This is a genomic window from Maribacter sp. MMG018, from assembly GCF_018100785.1.
Taxonomy (GTDB): Bacteria; Bacteroidota; Bacteroidia; order Flavobacteriales; family Flavobacteriaceae; genus Maribacter.
This window is the reverse complement of record NZ_JAGJEC010000001.1, coordinates 1,122,034-1,141,325: the sequence shown is the minus strand read 5'-3', so window position 1 is coordinate 1,141,325 and position 19,292 is coordinate 1,122,034. Positions and strand designations below refer to the sequence as shown.

Here is a 19,292-nt window from a genome sequence, read left to right as displayed (position 1 = left end):
TTATCTCAGAATCAAATATAGGTCTTTTTTATTTTCAAGCATAGGTGATTACAGTCGAAAGCATTTCCAAATACGATGAAAAACATCCGATAGTCATAACCATTGGCACCTTTGACGGTGTTCACATTGGCCATCGTAAAATACTCGAAAAAATCATAAACCATGCCAAAAACTCAAATCTGAAGTCGGCGGTATTAACGTTTTTTCCCCATCCGAGAATGGTACTCCAAAAAGATGCGGACATAAAATTGCTCAACACTATTGAAGAAAAGAAAGCCATTTTGGAAAAAATGGGATTGGATATTCTAGTGATACATCCTTTTACAAGGGAATTTTCAAGGTTATCGGCCACTGAATTCGTGAGAGACCTTTTGGTCAACAAACTAAAATCAAAAAAAGTAATCATTGGGTACGACCATCGGTTCGGAAGAAACAGAAACGCGAACATTACCGACCTTATCGCTTTTGGAAACGCATTGGACTTTAGCGTAGAAGAGATACCTGCACAAGAAATAGATGAAGTTTCCGTCAGTTCCACCAAAATAAGAAAAGCCTTAAAAGAAGGTGATATTGAAACTGCCAATTCATACTTGGGCTACGAATACATGCTGACCGGTACCATAAAAAAAGGAAAGGGCCTCGGAAGAAAATTAGGCTTCCCTACGGCCAATCTGGTTATTGCGGAATCTTACAAGATGATCCCTAAAAATGGATCTTATGTCGTAAAAAGCAATATTGCGGGAAAAATTGTTTTTGGAATGATGAACATTGGCTACAACCCTACGGTTAACGGTACCTCTAAAACTATCGAAATACATTTTTTTGATTTTGATGACGATTTATACGACACCTCGATCAGAGTAGATATTTTGGCCCGACTTAGGGACGAACATAAATTTGAATCGGTAGAGGCCCTTAAAGACCAGTTGGAAAAAGACAAAGAAAACTCACTTACGTTCATAACCAAAATGTAATGTTGAACAGGTTGTTATTCCAAAAAATTGACAACAGTCCCCTGATCATCTTTCGCATATTTTTCGGAATACTCGTTTCATTGGAATGTTTTGGGGCCATTGCCACCGGATGGGTAAGAAGAAACCTCGTAGAACCCCAATATACGTTTCCGTTCATAGATTTTGCATGGCTAGAAACACTCGCCGGACCGGGCATGTACTTTTACTTTTTTGCCATGGGGTGCCTGGGTATTTTTATTGCTCTTGGCTATAAGTACAGGATCAGTAGCATCGCCTTTACCGTGCTATGGACAGGTAGTTACTTAATGCAAAAAGGAGCCTACAACAACCACTATTATCTGCTGATACTGATTTCCTTTCTAATGTGCTTCTTTCCTGCCAGTACCGATTATTCCTTGGATGTCAAATATGGCAACAAACCAAAAGAAAACTCCATGTACGGTTACGTAAAATGGGCCATCGTTTTGCAACTGTTCATTGTCTACACATACGCTTCCATTGCTAAAATGTATGGTGACTGGTTAGATTTTGGTATGATAAAGATCTTAATGAAATCGAAGGCCGATTACTTTTTAGTGGGAGAATTGCTACAACAACCCTGGATACATAAAATTATAGGTTCCGTAGGCATATTATTCGATTTATTGGTAGTCCCCGCCCTACTATGGAAACCCACAAGAAAAATTGCTTTTTACGCCTCCATATTCTTTCACCTTTTTAATTCGTTTATTTTTCAAATAGGCATATTCCCCTATTTGTCTTTGGCCTTTTCAGTCTTTTTCTTTGAACCCGAAACCATTAGAAAAATATTTTTTAAACGCAAAACACCCTTTAAGAACACAAAAACAGTTTTTCCCAAATACAAAAATGCCGTTTTACTCGGTTTTTGTTGCTATTTTACTCTTCAGCTATTATTACCCATTAGGCATCATTTTATAAAAGACGATGTACTGTGGACAGAAGAAGGCCACAGAATGAGTTGGCGTATGATGTTACGCAGCAGAAGCGGCAAGGGAAAATTTAAGGTCATCAAGAAAAATGGCAAAGAGATCCATGTGAGTATCAATGATTACCTCACCAAAAGTCAAAAAAGAAAAGTATTCTCACATCCGGATTTTGCCTGGCAATTTGCCCAATATCTAAAAAAAGAGTTTTCTACCGACAATGAAACCGTAGCAGTCTATCTGGTCAATTCAAAAGTAAGCATCAACGGCCGCCCTTATACCCCTTTTATAGATCCAGAAGTGAATTTGGCCGATACCCCATGGAAACCTTTAGAACATAGCGAATGGATCTTACCCTCAAAATTGGAAGACCAAACACCATAGACATCACTTAAGAACACACTCGTGCACTGTGCTATTTAAAAAAAATCCGTTTTTGGGTTTTACGCGACCAAAGAACCTTAGTTAAGTCATAAGTTTAGTTTAAATTTGCAGCCAAATTAATCAAGTAATGCTACAGTTACAGGTAATAAGAGAATCTAAGGATAGTTTAGTAGAAGCGCTTAAAAAGCGTAATATCGACGCGGAAGGCATGTTGAACGATGTGCTGCTTTTGGACGAAAAAAGACGTGCTGCCCAAACACGATTGGATGCTGTTTTGGCAGAATCCAATAAACTGTCCAAAGAAATAGGTTCACTATACAAGTCTGGCAAAGCCCAAGAGGCCAACCAATTGAAAGAAAAAACAGCTGCGCTAAAAGAAGAGTCCAAACAACTTGGAGAGGATTTGAACAAGGCGGCCGAAGAGCTTCAATCTTTACTGTACCAAATACCGAACGTTCCTAACGACCTAGTACCTGCAGGAAACTCTGAAGATGACAATGAAGAGATCTTTAAAGAAGGAGACATACCAAAATTGGTAGACGGGGCATTGCCACATTGGGAACTTGCCAAAAAATACGATATAATAGATTTTGAACTCGGCGTTAAAATCGCAGGCGCGGGATTCCCCGTTTATAAAGGCAAAGGTGCACGTCTGCAACGGGCTTTGATCTCTTATTTCTTGGACAAAAATACGGCAGCGGGTTACACCGAAATGCAAGTGCCGCATTTGGTCAACGAAGCCTCAGGTTATGGTACGGGACAATTACCGGACAAAGAAGGCCAAATGTACCATGTAACGGCAGACGACCTTTACTTGATACCTACGGCCGAAGTTCCTGTCACCAACATCTTCAGGGATGTTATCTTACAAGAAAGTGATTTTCCTATAAAATATACAGGATACACCCCCTGTTTTAGACGTGAGGCCGGAAGTTATGGCGCCCACGTTCGTGGATTGAACAGGCTACATCAATTTGACAAAGTTGAAATTGTACGCGTAGAACACCCTTCTAATTCTTACAAGGCCCTAGACGATATGGTAGCGCACGTAAAAACAATATTAAGGGAACTGGAACTCCCTTACCGCGTATTGCGATTGTGTGGTGGCGACCTAGGTTTCACTTCTGCCCTTACATATGATTTCGAAGTATTTTCTACGGCACAGGACCGTTGGCTGGAGATTAGCTCTGTATCCAACTTCGAAACCTACCAGGCAAACAGGTTAAAACTTCGTTACAAAGACGAAAACGGCAAAAATCAACTTGCACACACCTTAAATGGTAGTTCTTTGGCATTGCCACGTGTTTTGGCCGGTATATTAGAAAACTATCAAACAGAAAACGGGATCAAGATACCAAAGGTTTTAGTACCTTATTGCGGGTTTGAAATGATCGACTAGAAGATATTAAACGTCGTTGTACTTAAATTCATACGATTCCCATTGGTATCCCATTTGGACGCGTCTGAAAGCAAATATTTTTTCCCCATCGGTACGAACATTTATAATTCCGGGCAACACTTTTTTAAACCGTTGACGGGCCTCGGAATTTGACAATGAACTAGAAAAATCGAGGTCGCTCAAGGTGGTAACACTAGACCCGGCGTGTATTTGTGCTTCTACATCACCGGCATCTATGAACAATGCAGAAAGTTCTGTCGAAAATATTAGGGGCATACGGCCCCTACCGGCCAAACCAAGCCCTCCTAGAAACACAGCTCTCGGATGGCCATGATCGGGAGTCTCGCCAGACGAGACCACAGAGACCATAGGATTTACATAGTTTAACAGCTCTTGCGAAAATTCATGACTACCATGGTGAGGCGCCTTAAATATTTGAGCATTCACCTTTAGTGTATTTCCCGGAATTGACAACAGATGTTCACTACCTTCAACATTCAGGTCTCCCGAGAAAAAGGTTCTCACATGATCGTAATCGACCCTAAATATCAAAGAATGTCCGTTAATGGTATGAGATTTTCCCCCAAACCATTTTAATGTATCGTCCGATTCTAAGATAGGGCCCAATATTTCCAACTTTATACTGGCATCGCCAATAGGTAAAAAACCATGGGACGCGTCTACCCTTTTATAATTGGCCCCAGAGTTAGATACCGCTTCGATCCATTCTTTAAAATCATCTTTCAGCACCTCTCCGGAAAGATCTTGCAATGTATCGTGCAACGTTATTAAACGATCATTGTGCATAGTCCCCAATGCGGTATTATGTCCTTCTTTATACAAACCGATACCATTGTGATAAATATTCTTTACCTCTATTTTTGGGTGGTTTAAAAGAGGGATCAACCCTATTACATGGTCTTTATCCGCATGACTTAAAAAAAGATGATCGATCACCACCTTGTTATTGGGCTCATCCAATCTATATTTCCATATCAAAAAACCCAAAGCCCTGTCCTTTAAACCTCCATCGACCAATATTTTTATATTGTCGGGGGTAACAATGAAAGAGGCATCGCCCTGACCAATATCCAAAAAATACAGCTCCATACCTCTTTTATTCAACAATAATGTATTAGAGGCAATTTTACCGGTTCTACCCCTGTATATGGCCATCCTATAATCTTGGGCAGTACCGTCCTCGGCCGGGTCCACTTCCAATTCATCCCCGTATATGGCCACATAGCTAACATCCTCTATACCGTTATTGAAATAAAAACGTTTGGTCTTAACTCCTAAAAATCTTTTTTCCATTTAAAACCATTTTATAGATTATAAACAACAGGCGACTAATAAAGCTATATTTTAAATCTGACAATTCGACTATAAGGTTTATAATCGGAAGCAAAAACTGTGTATCTTACCTATAGCGGTCCAATTTTTGCGATACAATTAAAAACATCTGGCGTAATTAGCGTACACTTAACAATTCTTTTCTAGAGCTTACGTAAATTTGATAAATTTCCTGTATGAAGTTTTTCCACTTTCTAACATTCTTACTATTCACATGTGCCGTTGTTGGCCAAGAAGATTTTTTGGCCAAACAATACTATGCCGATGGTGATTTTGAAAAAGCGGTCGTTTTTTATGAAAAACTTGCGGAGAAAAGCCCAAGAAGAACAGATTACCTGCAAGGGTTGATTTCTTGTTACCAGCAATTGGAACGATACAAGGATGCAGAGAACTATTTATCACGACAACTAAAGACCCGAAACCCGCATCCTACCCTACTGATTGAAATGGGATACAATTACACCCTTCAAAATTTAACCGAAAAAGCCAACACATATTATGACAAAGCTTTGGCCGTAATCGATAAAAATCCGAATTACGGTTACGCATTGGGCTACCAATTTCAAAAATACACCCTACTGGACCGGGCTTTGGCCGCTTACAAAAAAGCAATGGAATTAAATCCGGAACTGGACTACAACTACCAATTGGCACGTATTTACGGGGAACAGGGAGATATAGAAAAAATGTACAGTTCTTACCTAGACCTGCTTCAGAATGGCAAAACCTCAAAATCCAACATTTTAAGAAGCATTGACGATTTTGTAAGCTCTGACCCCGAGGACACCAACAATCTTATTCTTAAAAAGATTTTGCTGGAACGCGCCCAAAAGACCCCCGATGTAATCTGGAACGAATTTCTGAGTTGGCTGTTTGTAAAGCAGCAGCAATACAGTAGTGCCTTTAGACAAGAAAAGGCAATCTACAAACGAATGGAAGGCAGCACGGTCAAAAGATTAGAAAATTTAGGAGATATTGCTTTTGAAGAAGGCGAATCAGCTATTGCCAAAGACATTTATGAATACATAAAGAACGAGACAACCGATGACATCACCAAGTTGGATGCCGAACTAAATCTAATAAAAATAGATTTATTGAATACAGATAAAAACCGACTGGAAGTCATCCAAAAAAGATACCAAAACCTCATCGACGAATATGGGTATCGACCTCAAACACTACAATTACAAATAGCATATTCCAATTTTCTGACATTTAAACAAGACAACCCCGCCCCTGCCATAGAGTTATTAAAAAATAGTTTGGAACTGCCCTTGAACCAAAGGGGAAAAGCCTACATTAAACTAGCTCTTGGTGATATCTTGGTGTATGACAGAAAATTTAACGAAGCACTCATTTACTTCTCGCAAATACAAGAAAAGCTCAAAAACGATGTCTTAGGACAAAATGCAAGGTACAAGGTTGCAGAAACAAGTTTTTACAAAGGTGATTTTGATTGGGCCCTAACGCAATTGAAGGTGTTAAGGGGATCCACCTCTCAACTAATTGCCAACGACGCCATGCAATTGAGCCTTTTGATTTCGGACAACTCTCTGGAAGACTCCACACAAACGGCATTGAAAAAATATGCCCGTGCCGATTTTTTGGCATATCAGAACAAAACGGACGAAGCCATTAAGGCCTTAGATGACATACTGGAATACCATAAAGGAGAAAAAATAGAGGATGAAGCCCTTTTAAAACAGGCGCAACTATATGAATCTCAAAAGAAATATGAAAAGGCGCAGTACAACTATCAAAAAATAATTGAATTCTATGGCAACGGTATTCTTGCCGACGACGCCCATTTTGCACTGGCAGAATTATACAGAACTATTTTTAACGATACGGAAAACGCAAAACAGCATTACGAGAAAATAATCTATAACTATCAGGATAGCTATTATTTCCCACAGGCCAGAAAGAATTTTAGAATCCTAAGGGGAGATGTCATTAATTAGTCTTGTTTCTATATAAAATGACACCAATATCCGATGCATATTAACAAATACAATAAACCGATTATTACATACCATGTATATTTATAACGTTACTACCAACATTGAAGATTCCGCTCACAACGAGTGGCTACATTGGATGAAGACCGTTCATATTCCACAAGTACTATCCACAGGTAAGTTTTTGAGTGCAAAAATGACCAAGGTCTTGGTAGAGGAAGAAAGCGGGGGCCATACCTATTCTGTACAATATACCGTGTCTGACAAAGAAATTTTAAATCGCTATTACGAAGAGGACGCTTCTAGATTACGAGAAGACGCCATGAAACTTTTTGCGGACAAATTGGTTTCTTTTAGAACAGAATTAGAAATCGTTGACGAGTTTTTTGTACATCGTAATACCGCCACACACCACTTGTTCACTTATGGCACCCTACAAGAAAAAGAAGTACAGATGGGTGTTTTTTCTAGACTTTTAGGAGGAATCGACGATACTTTGCACCATCACAAAATATCCGAAGAAAAAGTAGCAGGTCTTTACCCAACCTTAGAGCCAACAGGCAACTCAAAAGACTTTATCAAGGGAAAAGTATATACGGTAACGGAAGAAGAGTTGAAAAAGGCTGATTTATATGAGGGGGAAGCCTATAAACGTGAAGAGGTAGTTTTAGTTTCCGGAAAAAAGGCATGGGTATATCTGGCCCGATAAACGCAATATATAATGACATGGGACAGAAGAGAAAGAAACAAAAAAAAGATCGTTACTCGCAAAGAGCCGAATCAACCAACGAAAGCCCCGTAAAGGCAAAAAAACATCTTGGACAGCATTTTTTAAAAGATGAAGGTATTGCCCAAAAAATAGGGGAAACACTGTCCCTAAAAAATTATAGAAACGTATTGGAAATCGGCCCCGGAACCGGTGTGTTGACCAAGTATCTATTACTTCAAGATATCGATTTGGTAGCCATGGACCTTGATGAAGATTCCATCGTTTACCTAAACCACAGTTTTTCATTAGAACACCCAGAAGTAATGGGCGGCAAAGGATCGTTCAAGGTCATAGAAGCAGATTTTCTCAACTACGACCTATCCTCCTTGTTCGGCAAAGAGCAATTTGCCATCACGGGCAATTTCCCCTACAACATCTCTACACAAATTGTTTTTAAGATGTTGGAGATGCGTAATCAGGTACCAGAGTTTTCAGGTATGTTTCAAAAAGAAGTCGCCCAACGCATCTGTGCAAAGGAAGGAAACAAAACTTACGGCATTCTATCCGTCTTAACACAAGCTTTTTATGATGCCGAATACCTGTTTACGGTAAGTCCGCAGGTATTTAATCCACCCCCAAAAGTACAATCTGGTGTACTTCGCCTTATCAGAAAAAAGAACTATGAATTGGATTGTGATGAAAAATTGCTTTTTAATGTTGTTAAAACAGCTTTTAACCAAAGAAGAAAGACCATTCGTAACAGTTTAAAAACATTCGCCCTGTCAGATATTCTCAAAGAAGATACTATATTTGACCAGCGCCCAGAACAACTTTCGGTTCAAGAATTTATCGCGTTGACGAAGAAAATTGCAGATGACACCGTTTAAATTAACAGACGAATTAATCGCTCAGATAGAGGAGCTCATAGAAAACCAAAGGGATTCACAACTAACATCCCTATTGGAAGAGGTGCACTATGCCGATGTTGCGGAAATCATCAATGAACTAAGTAAAGAGGACGCCACCTATCTTATAAAGCTACTGGACAGCGATAAAACTTCCGATGTCTTAACAGAAGTCGATGAAGATGTTCGTGAGGCGATCTTGGCCAACCTTTCCTCTAAAGAAATTGCCGATGAGCTGGGCGAACTGGATACCGATGATGCCGCCGACATTATCGCCGAGCTTCCACAGGATATTGTTCAAGAGGTTATTTCCGAAATAGAGGACCGTGAGCATGCCAAAGACATTGTAGACCTTTTACGTTACGATGAAAACTCTGCCGGTGGGCTAATGGCCAAAGAACTTGTAAAGGTCAGGGAAAACTGGGATGTGCTCAAATGTGTCAAAGAAATGCGTGCACAAGCAGAAAATGTTACCAGGGTACATTCCATCTACGTAGTGGATGATGAAGACAAGTTAAAGGGCCGCCTATCGTTAAAAGATTTATTGACGACATCTACCAGAACACATATCAGCGACGTTTATATACCGAAAGTAGATTCGGTGAACGTAAATGAAAAGCCCGAAGAAGTCGCCAAGATCATGTCCAAATATGACTTGGAGGCCATACCTGTAGTGGATGAAATAGGCCGTTTGGTAGGTCGTATTACTATTGATGATATTGTAGATGTAATTAGGGAAGAGGCCGACAAAGATTACCAAATGGCGGCAGGTATATCGCAAGATGTCGAAGCCGACGATAGTATCTGGGTACTTACCAGGGCTCGTTTGCCATGGTTGTTCTTAGGACTTATAGGTGGTGTTAGCGCAGCTGCCATTATGGGAGGGTTTGAAGAGTTGATAAGCAAACATGCCGTTCTTTTTTTCTTTACCCCACTTATTGCGGCCATGGCCGGTAACGTAGGGGTACAATCCAGTGCCATTATTGTGCAGGGCCTTGCCAATGATGACTTAAAGGGCAGTGTGAGCAATCGCCTTATAAAAGAAATGCTCTTGGCTCTATTGAACGGTCTTATATTAGCGGTAATCCTATTAATGTTCACTTGGTCTTGGAAAGGTGAGTTTCTTACTTCTTTGGCTATATCCATATCATTGGTCACCGTTATTCTGGTCGCTGGTTTTATAGGCACCTTTACACCTCTTTTCTTACATAAAAGAGGTATAGATCCCGCTATTGCCACCGGGCCTTTTATAACCACCAGTAATGACATCTTTGGAATTCTTATTTATTTTTGGATCGCCAAGGTCATACTGGGTATATAGACAGTATGTAATTTTGTTATCACCACTTCGATAAAGAAATTTTATCGTTCCGAACATTGTTTCATATTGGTAGTCCGCTTTATAAAAGAAACCTTATTTTTAGTTTGTTAAGACCCTAGTTCAAAAAAGAAATCATTCTTTCTAAAATAACTCTAGAAATTAGCACATATTAAGTTAGACGAATAGCTTTACAATATGAAATCGGCCAGTATCATCCTATTGTTCTTAATTGGAGTATCGGGCATATATGACGCACAATCCCAAGAAAGCCAAAACAAGGCAGCTAAAGCTTTTTCAAGAATTAAATTGAAAGCCAACAAGGTATCGGATGTTACATTGATGAACGATTACGGCAAAAGATATAAGGCAAGAGTACGTTTCCCCGATGACATAAAAAATAAAAAGCCATTGATCGTAGCACTTCACTACGCCGGAAACTATGGCACTTATAAGGAATTTCACGATTGCCTTGTAGCCCCCGGGCTTAAAGAGCTTAATGCCTATGTAATTTGCCCCGAAGGCGAAGAACAGTTGTGGACCACCGAAAATAACATAGAGAAGATACGGTCACTTGTTCATATGGCCATCAAATATTGGAACATTGATAAAACCCAGATAGCTATTATGGGGTACAGCAATGGTGGAAATGGAAGTTGGTTCTTTGCAGAACACTACCCCGAATTATTTTCAGCAGCCATACCCATGGCGAGTTCATACCCCGTTAAAACAAAAATCTCAATTCCCGTTTATGCCATTCACGGAGCTAAAGATGAATTATTTTTGGCTTCCAAAACAGAAAATTACATTAACAGTGGTATAGAAAAAGGTAGTAATATTACTTTTATAAAAAATGAGCGACTTTCGCATTTTGAGGCTTGCGCCTATTCGGAAGAGTTAAAAAAATCGACAAAGTGGCTCCAAAATATATGGAATATAAAATGAAAGTACTTCACGTAGATAAGAACCATCCTTTAATAATAGAACAATTTAATGAATTAGGTTTCCAAAACGATGAGGACTACACCTCGTCTAAAGAAGAAATTGAAAATAAAATCGAACAATACGACGGCCTGATCATCAGAAGTAGATTTACCATAGATGCTTCTTTTTTGGACAAGGCAAAAAACTTAAAATTTATTGGCCGATTGGGTGCCGGACTAGAAAATATAGATACCGAACATGCAAAATCATTGGGTATTTTTTTGGCCTCTGCCCCAGAAGGCAATAGAAATGCCGTAGGGGAACATGCATTGGGCATGCTTCTATCTTTATTTAACAACCTCAACAAAGCGGACCGTGAAGTTAGATCTGGAATTTGGGACCGAGAAGGTAACAGAGGAATTGAACTCGAAGGAAAAGTCGTAGGTATTATCGGATACGGGAACATGGGCAAAGCCTTTGCAAAAAAACTAAAAGGATTCGATGTAAGCGAAGTTATCTGTTATGATATACTAGGAGGGGTAGAAGATGAAAACGCTCGTCAAGTGGGCATTATGGAACTACAGCAAAAAACGGATGTATTATGCTTACATGTACCCCAAACCGAGAAGACCATAGGCATGATAGACACCGATTTTCTTAACAAGTTTCAAAAACCGATTTGGATCGTAAATACCGCTCGCGGTAAGTGCATTAAAACGGCCGATCTGGTACAGGCATTAAAAGAGCAAAAAGTATTAGGTGCCGCATTGGACGTATTGGAATATGAAAAATCCTCTTTTGAAAACATGTTTACAGAAGACGAACTTCCAAACGCCTTTAAATACCTGATCAATGCCGATAATGTAATTCTTTCTCCACATGTGGCCGGCTGGACAGTAGAGAGCAAAGTAAAATTGGCACAGACCGTAGTGGACAAGATCAAAAATAATTTTGTAGCTTAAAACAATCTTTATATACAGTGTAGCCGATAGTCTAAAAATATAATCAAAAAGCCATACGACAACCTTTCTATCAACAGGGGTAAAACATTCAATATGCAATACAAAGCCGATTCACCTGAAGAATATATTGAACAACTTCCGATAGAGAGGCAAAAAGTTATTTCAAAATTAAGGGCTACCATATTAAATAATCTACCACAGGGTTTTGAAGAGCAAATAAGCTATGGTATGTTGGGGTATGTGGTACCACATACCATATACGCATCCGGTTATCACGTAAACCCCGAACTACCCCTGCCCTTCATCAATTTAGCGTCACAAAAAAATTATATCGCCCTATACCATTCAGGCCTTTATGCCGACAAAAAGGTAATGGAATGGTTTCTTGCCGAATATTCTAAAAACTGCAAACACAAGTTGGATATGGGCAAAAGCTGCGTCCGGTTTAAAAAACTGGATGACATACCTTACGGACTTATCGGCGAACTATGTAAAAAAATATCGGTCTCGGAATGGATCGACATATATCAAAAACAAATAAACAAATCATGAAAAAAAGGGTAACTGGATTGGGAGGCTTCTTTTTTAAAACAAAAGATCCGGACAAAACAAAAGAGTGGTACCATAAGCATTTGGGCCTAAACACAGACCAGTACGGCTGTACTTTTTGGTGGAAAGACAAAGAGGGCAACGATTGCTCTACACAATGGAGTCCCATGAAGGACGACACTCCTTATTTTAACCCAAGCAAATCATCTTTTATGATGAACTTTAGGGTAGAGAATTTAGTCGAATTACTAACGACATTAAAAGAAGAAGGTGTTACGGTCATAGGAGAAATAGAAGAATATGACTACGGCAAATTTGGATGGATCTTAGATGCCGACGGCAACAAAATAGAATTATGGGAACCCATTGACAAAGCATTTTTATGATGCCTTTTTATTCTTTAATTTTAACCTAAATTTAACCACCAAAAAACAATAGAAATGTCGGACGAAAAAAAAGATTTCGAAGATAAAGCTGAAGATGCTTTTGACAAAGCCAAAGAGGAAGCAAAAGAATTTGGAAAAAAGGCAGAGGAAGCTGCCAAGGACCTAAAAGAAGATGTAAAACAAACATTTGACCCCAACAATCCCGACAGCGGAAAAAATGTAGCCATTATAGCGCATATAACCGTAATCGGCTGGATCATAGCCCTAATAATGAACAGCCAAAACAAAACGGAATTTGGTAGTTATTATATAAGACAGACGTTGGGCATTTGGATACTAGGGTTCTTATTGGGCATAATACCCATTATAGGTTGTTTTGCATTTATCATCTGCGTGGTGCTCATCATCATAAGCTTGGTAAATGCCGCAAACGGAAAAATGGTACCGATAGTAGGTCTGGGAAAACAATTCCAAGATTGGTTTAAAAGCTTATAATCATTAAAAAGGTTGAATCTTCATTCAACCTTTTTTTATAATTACTATTATCGTAATATTACGATATACAACAAACGAACCAATATAAAAATTAGGCGCAATGGTCAAAATAAGAGAAATGCTTCCCGAAGATTGGGAGCAAGTCGCAAAAATATACAAGCAGGGTATAGAAACAGGGGCCGCCACTTTTGAAACCAACGTCCCCCTCTATAAAGATTGGGACACCGCCCATTTAAATAATTGTAGGTTTACAGCTCTTTACAAAGGTGATATTGCCGGATGGGCCGCCCTATCGCCGGTCTCTAGCAGATGTGTTTACGGCGGCGTAGCAGAAGTAAGTGTTTATATAGGAGAAAAATACCGAGGGCTGGGCATTGGAAAGACCTTAATGAACCACTTGATATTGGAAAGTGAAAAAGATGATATATGGACATTGCAATCGGGAATCTTCCCTACCAATACAGGCAGTATAAAACTCCATGAAGTATCTGGTTTCAGGTATATCGGCAAGCGTGAAAAAGTGGGTAAACTACATGGGGTCTGGGTAGACAACCTATTGTATGAAAGAAGAAGCAAGATAGTGGGAACGGACTAATCTATTCTTGGTGTTGATGTGCCGCTTCGTTCATTTTCCGCTCCAGTTCGGCCTGAAACTCTTCCATGACCGGTTTTACCGTACTTTCGGGCAAATCGGCAATCTTAATGTACATTAACCCGTCTACCGAGTTATTGAACAAGGGATCTACATTAAAGGCCACTACCTTCGCATTTTGTTTTATATATTTCTTAATTAGAACAGGCAACCGCAAACTACCGGGCTCTACCTCATCTATCATACGATCGAACTTATTGAGATCTGCCTGCGTCTCGTCAAAGACAAATTCTTTATCGGCATCCTTTAGCTTTACCTTAAATTCCTTTTTTGGTCTTATATACTGTGCCACGTACGGATCCCAATAATGCGATTTCATAAACTCTATCATCAACGATTTAGAGAAGTTCGAAAACTGGTTACTGATACTAACACCGCCTATAAGGTATTTATGTTCCGGATGCCTTAAGGTTGTATGCACAATTCCTTTCCAAAGCAAAAAGAGGGGCATTGGTTTTTGTTGATATTCTTTAGTGATATATGCACGCCCCATTTCAATAGAGCTTCTCATCATCCCATACAACTCAGGTTCTACCCTGAACAAATCTTGTAAATAAAAACCATCTATACCATACTTGGGGAAAATTTCAGACCCCATTCCCATTCTATACGCGCCTACTACACATTGTTCCGTATCGTCCCAAAGAAAGAGATGGTAATAATACGAGTCGAATTTATCAAGATCTATAGCATTATTGGTACCTTCCCCAATTGCTCTAAAAGTTACTTCGCGCTGTCTACCTATCTCTTTAAGAATAAACGGCATGTCTTTCTCCTTTGCCAAAAAGACCTCATAATTTTTACTTTGTAAAAGTCGGCAGTCTTTTTCCCTTAGTTTTTCGATTTCCCCCAACATTACCTCTTTACGCATGGCCGAGGCAATTTTTTTGGGCGCTTTAGGTATTTTTAAGGAAGTAGGTATTTGATCTATTAATCGTTCTTTCTCATAGGCATTGGAAAGTATATAGGTCTTTTTTCGTAACAACTCTCCAAAATCTTCCAGGTTTTCTTGTTCTTTTTGAGCCTGAACAGAGATAGGTTGCCCTATACGAACCTTTATGGGCCTGTTTCTTTGTGAAAAGACCTGAGAAGGAATCATGGCCGTTCTAAAGATATCGTTAAGCCTAGAGAGTCTATAAAAAAGTTTACTGTTTCTAGCATGAAAATATATGGGCACTACCGGTACCTGCGCCCTTTGTATCAACTTTAAGGCCGCCTCTTCCCATGGTTTGTCCACAATCAACTTCCCTTCTTTAGCGGTAGACACTTCACCCGCCGGAAAAATACCAAGAGGATGACCGTCCTTTAAATGTTGCAAAGCCATTTTAAAACCGGCAATGCTACTTTTCGCATCTTTATGATCTTCAAAAGGGTTTACGGGAAGAATATATGGTTTTAAGGGCAGCATTCGCTGTAAAAGAAAATTGGCCATGATCTTATAGTCGCTTTTCTTCTTGAGCATAAGATCCATCAACAACACACCATCTATGGCCCCCAACGGATGGTTGCTTACCGTTATAAATGCCCCTTCTTTTGGCAATCTTTTAAAATCTTCCTCTGGAATTTCAAAGTCAATTTCAAAATGTTCTAAAATGGCCTTCGTGAAATGTTCCCCTTCTAAATGAGAAATACTATCATAAAATTTATTGATATCCGAAATTCTGGTGACCTTCATCAACACCCAACCAATAAAAGTACCTACGAAGCCATATCTGGATAAATTGATAGCCTTGGCTACTTCCTTTGCGGTCACTAAACCCATATTCAATATTTCTTAAAGAATCCATAAATATAGGAAAATGCGCTTTCGAAGCGCATTATTTTAACATTTCTAAAGAAATAACCTTTTCTATTTTACCACTAACTGCACCGTTTCCTTACCTCGTTGCTCTAACAGTATTTCATATCCGTTCTGTAAGGTTTCCAAGGCTTTATTGTTAAAATGCCTTACGGTATACAAGGATACATTTTCTTGATGCACCACCTTGAACTTACTTTTTAATTGTTTTAACAAATCGTCCAATCCTCCAAATTTATTATCTACACATACCGAAAAACTGATCGCTGAATTCTGGATAAGGTCTACCTTTATTTTAAACTCATGAAAAAGCTTAAAGATCTCGCTAATATTATCTTCTAACATAAAGGAAAAATCCAACGAAGAGAGTTTCATCAGTACTTGGTTCTTTTTAACGATAAAACATGGCACTTTTGGTTCTATCCCCATTCCTTTGCCTACCGTAGTTCCATTTCCTTTTGGGTTCAAAAAGGATTTTACATGCAACGGGATCTCTTTGCGCTGTAATGGCTGTAAGGTCTTAGGGTGTATTACCGACGCACCATAAAAAGCAAGTTCTATTGCTTCTCTGTACGAGATATTGTTCAACAGTTGTGTTTCTTTAAAATATCTGGGATCGGCATTCAAGACTCCAGGTACATCTTTCCAGATGGTCACCGACTCAGCATTGAGACAATATGCAAAGATGGCCGCTGTATAATCGGACCCTTCCCTACCTAGGGTAGTCGTAAAGTTATTATCGTCGCTACCTAAAAACCCTTGTGTTATGTTCAGCACCTCGGTATTAATATTCGCCATATTGTTCTGGGTTTCTTCCCAATTGACCGTTGTATCGCGGTAAGCATTGTTGGTCTTTATATAATGACGAACATCCAACCAATTATTAGCAATACCCACCTCCTTTAAATAGGCACTGATAATGGTCGTGGATATCAACTCACCATAACCCACAATTTGGTCATAGACAAAATTATAGTTAGGCGATTTGTTCCAAACCAAAAAACCATTGATCTCATCGATCAATATTTTAAAATCTTTATATATGCTATGTTGTTTGTTCTCAAAAAGGTCTGACAATATATTATTATGATACTCTACTATATCCGAAATTTTAGAAGGTATCTCTTCTTTGTTCCTAAAGTAAGCGTTCACTATTTCTTCCATGGCATTAGTGGTCTTACCCATTGCGGAAACCACCAACAAAGTATTATCGTAGCCTACTTGCTGCAATACATTTACCACATTCCTAACCGCATCTGCATCTTTAACCGATGCTCCCCCGAATTTAAATACTCTCATAATCTATACTTCTACAATCTATTTTTTTATTTAAATTTTTGACAAGTAGGTAGAAATACCTTCTTCGTCCAGGTGTACAACATCCCAATCTCTTTTTACATCGGCACCTTTGCTTTGATAAAAATCAATTGCGGGTTCGTTCCAATCCAACACTTCCCAACTTATTCTTTTTACACCGAGCCCATTCCCATATTTAACTACTTCGTTCAATAGAGCGGTACCTAAGCCGCTACCTCTCATCTGCTCGGTAACAATAAGGTCTTCTAAATGAATCACCGGACCCTTCCATGTAGAATATCTGGGATAGACCAAGGCCATACCTACAATTTGTCTTTCTTTATCGGCTACAAAACAATGAAATAGCTTTTGGTCACCAAACCCACTTTCCTCTAGATCCTCAACAGTCACTTCAACCGCATTATCCTCTTTTTCAAAAATGGCAAGTTCGGTTATCAGATTCAAGACCTGAGCCATATCCTCTCTTCTAGCTTCTCTTATTGTATAATTCATAATTGTTACAAATAAAACACAAAGTTATAAATTTAAAAAAACATATCCATCCAAAAGAAGAGAGTTTCACAAAATACCCGATATTTGTATACAGAATAACCAATAAAATATGGCAGCAACAAGAAAACAGACCTTAGGGGAGTTTATTATTGAAAATCAAAACTCGTTTCAATATTCTTCGGGCGAATTATCAAAACTTATAAATGCGATAAGACTTGCGGCAAAAGTAGTGAACCACGAAGTAAATAAAGCAGGGCTAGTAGATATCATAGGTGCTGCAGGCGAAACCAACATTCAGGGTGAAAATCAACAAAAACTAGATGTCTTTGCCAACGAAAAGTTTATTCAGACCTTAACGAACCGTGAAATAGTCTGTGGTATTGCCTCAGAAGAAGAAGACAGCTTTATATCTATAAACAGTAGTGACGAAAACCATCAGAACAAATATGTGGTTTTGATCGATCCTTTGGACGGTTCTTCCAATATAGACGTGAACGTATCGGTAGGTACCATCTTTTCTATCTATAGAAGAATTACCCCTGTAGGAACACCCGTTACCCTTGAGGATTTTCTTCAGCCCGGAAATCAACAAGTAGCGGCGGGCTATGTCGTATACGGCACATCTACAATGATTGTTTACACAACGGGCCACGGAGTTAACGGATTTACCCTTAACCCTGCCCTAGGTACTTTTTATTTATCGCACCCTAACATGCAATTTCCGGAAACGGGTAAAATATACTCGGTAAACGAAGGTAATTACGTTCATTTTCACCAAGGGGTAAAAGATTATATCAAATATTGCCAAATGGAAGAAGGTGACAGGCCCTACACCTCTAGATACATTGGCTCATTGGTTTCCGATTTTCACAGAAACATGATCAAAGGCGGTATATATATGTATCCTAAAAGCAGTGTAACACACAGTGGAAAACTAAGGCTGTTGTATGAATGTAATCCTATGGCCTTTATTGCCGAACAGGCGAACGGTATGGCAATAGGTGGTAAAACCCGTATTCTCGACATTCAACCGACCGAGTTGCACCAACGTGTTCCTTTTTTCTGCGGAAGTAGAAAAATGGTAGAGAAACTGAAAGAATTTTTAGAAAAATACCAATAAAAAAAAAGGGAGCTAAAAGCTCCCTTTTCATTTTATCATCGGTGTCTATTACTTTTTAACCAAGTATAGATAATCCTCAAAATCTATTTTACCACCAAAAATAGCTACCGACCTTTTAATTATCTTATCGGCCGTTTCGTTGGTAAAGCCCATACCTATTGCATATCTCTTTAGCATCACCATTTCTTCGTCGTCTATTTTATGATCGGAATATACAATTCGCAACAAATCGAACAATCGCTCTAAACGCTTTTCAGAATCGTTGGTAGCATCGATAGGATATTTGTTTTCTTTTTTTAATACCTCTTCGTATTCCGATTTGGTGATATCCAACTTTCGTGCAAAACGATCCAACAATTCTTTTTCCTCGACACTAATCTCCCCATCTACAGAAGCCAAAGTAGCCAAGGCAGCAAAATGAGCTAGATTTTTTCTGTGTTCTCCACTAGTATATAAATCTGCAAAAGACATATCTTAATTTTTAGTTATTCGGCAAATATAATTTTTTTAAAGTTCATTATTTATTTTGTTTCAAACTTTGTTGAAATGTAAAATTCAAACACAAAAAAATACCCATAACTCTCTATTGCACAGATTATCAGAAATAAAATTTATTAAATGAAAACTCCCATTTTTTTTTTAAGATCGAGGTG

The 19,292-nt window shown here is 38.9% G+C and carries 19 protein-coding genes; 14 read left to right on the top strand and 5 right to left on the bottom strand.

Annotated elements, in window-relative coordinates; all coding sequences use genetic code 11:
* Nucleotides 1–44 precede the first annotated feature (44 nt).
* The 3 genes from J8L85_RS04980 (at nt 45) to serS (ending at nt 3,701) form a co-directional block, all read left to right on the top strand.
* Entirely contained in the window at nt 45–974 is a 930-nt protein-coding gene (locus J8L85_RS04980; protein ID WP_211015136.1) for a bifunctional riboflavin kinase/FAD synthetase, read from the top strand.
* Nucleotides 974–2,302: an HTTM domain-containing protein gene (locus J8L85_RS04975; RefSeq protein WP_211015134.1), complete on the top strand. Its 1,329-nt coding sequence runs from the start codon at nt 974–976 to the stop codon at nt 2,300–2,302. Before J8L85_RS04980 ends, J8L85_RS04975 begins: the two co-directional genes overlap by 1 nt.
* A gap of 127 nt (nt 2,303–2,429) precedes the next feature.
* Nucleotides 2,430–3,701, top strand: a complete 1,272-nt coding sequence (gene serS, locus J8L85_RS04970; RefSeq protein WP_211015132.1) for a serine--tRNA ligase — start codon at nt 2,430–2,432, stop codon at nt 3,699–3,701.
* Between the two features lie 6 nt (nt 3,702–3,707).
* On the opposite strand, the gene J8L85_RS04965 is transcribed toward serS, so the two are convergent.
* Nucleotides 3,708–5,015, bottom strand: a complete 1,308-nt coding sequence (locus J8L85_RS04965) for an MBL fold metallo-hydrolase (protein WP_211015130.1) — start codon at nt 5,013–5,015, stop codon at nt 3,708–3,710.
* 215 nt (nt 5,016–5,230) lie between these two features.
* Here J8L85_RS04965 and J8L85_RS04960 point away from each other — a divergent pair, with 215 nt between their 5' ends.
* The 10 genes from J8L85_RS04960 to J8L85_RS04915 all read left to right on the top strand — a co-directional run bounded on the left by J8L85_RS04960 (nt 5,231) and on the right by J8L85_RS04915 (nt 13,855).
* A complete protein-coding gene (locus J8L85_RS04960) occupies nt 5,231–7,015 on the top strand; it encodes a tetratricopeptide repeat protein (RefSeq protein WP_211015128.1) in 1,785 nt (594 codons plus the stop codon).
* A 73-nt stretch (nt 7,016–7,088) separates the two neighbouring features.
* Nucleotides 7,089–7,721, top strand: coding sequence for a DUF4286 family protein (locus J8L85_RS18095; RefSeq protein WP_211015126.1), 633 nt, complete (start codon nt 7,089–7,091; stop codon nt 7,719–7,721).
* A 17-nt stretch (nt 7,722–7,738) separates the two neighbouring features.
* On the top strand, nt 7,739–8,608 hold the full coding sequence (gene rsmA, locus J8L85_RS04950; protein ID WP_211015124.1) for a 16S rRNA (adenine(1518)-N(6)/adenine(1519)-N(6))-dimethyltransferase RsmA: 870 nt from the start codon (nt 7,739–7,741) through the stop codon (nt 8,606–8,608).
* Nucleotides 8,595–9,947 carry a magnesium transporter gene (gene mgtE / locus J8L85_RS04945; RefSeq protein ID WP_211015122.1) on the top strand — a complete coding sequence of 451 codons (1,353 nt, stop codon included), beginning with the start codon at nt 8,595–8,597 and terminating at the stop codon, nt 9,945–9,947. Before rsmA ends, mgtE begins: the two co-directional genes overlap by 14 nt.
* Before the next feature lie 195 nt (nt 9,948–10,142).
* Nucleotides 10,143–10,889, top strand: a complete 747-nt coding sequence (locus tag J8L85_RS04940; protein ID WP_211015120.1) for a dienelactone hydrolase family protein — start codon at nt 10,143–10,145, stop codon at nt 10,887–10,889.
* Complete coding sequence (locus J8L85_RS04935) at nt 10,886–11,830, top strand: 2-hydroxyacid dehydrogenase (protein WP_211015118.1); 945 nt, start codon at nt 10,886–10,888, stop codon at nt 11,828–11,830. The genes J8L85_RS04940 and J8L85_RS04935 overlap by 4 nt, the downstream gene beginning before the upstream one ends.
* A gap of 93 nt (nt 11,831–11,923) precedes the next feature.
* Entirely contained in the window at nt 11,924–12,382 is a 459-nt protein-coding gene (locus J8L85_RS04930) for a DUF1801 domain-containing protein (RefSeq protein ID WP_211015116.1), read from the top strand.
* A complete protein-coding gene (locus tag J8L85_RS04925) occupies nt 12,379–12,765 on the top strand; it encodes a VOC family protein (RefSeq protein ID WP_211015114.1) in 387 nt (128 codons plus the stop codon). Before J8L85_RS04930 ends, J8L85_RS04925 begins: the two co-directional genes overlap by 4 nt.
* Nucleotides 12,766–12,819: 54 nt before the next feature.
* The gene (locus tag J8L85_RS17980; RefSeq protein WP_247656557.1) at nt 12,820–13,260 is read left to right on the top strand and encodes a YtxH domain-containing protein; all 441 of its coding nucleotides are present in this window, start codon (nt 12,820–12,822) and stop codon (nt 13,258–13,260) included.
* Nucleotides 13,261–13,360: 100 nt separating this feature from the next.
* Nucleotides 13,361–13,855, top strand: a complete 495-nt coding sequence (locus J8L85_RS04915) for a GNAT family N-acetyltransferase (RefSeq protein WP_247656556.1) — start codon at nt 13,361–13,363, stop codon at nt 13,853–13,855.
* Between the two features lies 1 nt (nt 13,856).
* Here J8L85_RS04915 and J8L85_RS04910 read toward each other — a convergent pair whose 3' ends face one another.
* The 3 genes from J8L85_RS04910 to J8L85_RS04900 all read right to left on the bottom strand — a co-directional run bounded on the left by J8L85_RS04910 (nt 13,857) and on the right by J8L85_RS04900 (nt 17,519).
* Nucleotides 13,857–15,674 carry a lysophospholipid acyltransferase family protein gene (locus tag J8L85_RS04910; RefSeq protein ID WP_211015112.1) on the bottom strand — a complete coding sequence of 606 codons (1,818 nt, stop codon included), beginning with the start codon at nt 15,672–15,674 and terminating at the stop codon, nt 13,857–13,859.
* Nucleotides 15,675–15,761: 87 nt separating this feature from the next.
* Nucleotides 15,762–17,009 carry an aspartate kinase gene (locus J8L85_RS04905; RefSeq protein WP_211015109.1) on the bottom strand — a complete coding sequence of 416 codons (1,248 nt, stop codon included), beginning with the start codon at nt 17,007–17,009 and terminating at the stop codon, nt 15,762–15,764.
* Between the two features lie 30 nt (nt 17,010–17,039).
* Nucleotides 17,040–17,519 (bottom strand): GNAT family N-acetyltransferase, encoded by a 480-nt coding sequence (locus tag J8L85_RS04900; RefSeq protein ID WP_211015108.1) that lies wholly within the window; start codon nt 17,517–17,519, stop codon nt 17,040–17,042.
* 109 nt (nt 17,520–17,628) lie between these two features.
* On the opposite strand from J8L85_RS04900, the gene fbp reads away from it, so the two are divergent.
* The gene (gene fbp, locus J8L85_RS04895) at nt 17,629–18,639 is read left to right on the top strand and encodes a class 1 fructose-bisphosphatase (RefSeq protein ID WP_211015105.1); all 1,011 of its coding nucleotides are present in this window, start codon (nt 17,629–17,631) and stop codon (nt 18,637–18,639) included.
* Between the two features lie 48 nt (nt 18,640–18,687).
* Here fbp and J8L85_RS04890 read toward each other — a convergent pair whose 3' ends face one another.
* Entirely contained in the window at nt 18,688–19,110 is a 423-nt protein-coding gene (locus J8L85_RS04890) for a TerB family tellurite resistance protein (RefSeq protein ID WP_211015103.1), read from the bottom strand.
* Nucleotides 19,111–19,292: the final 182 nt, after the last annotated feature.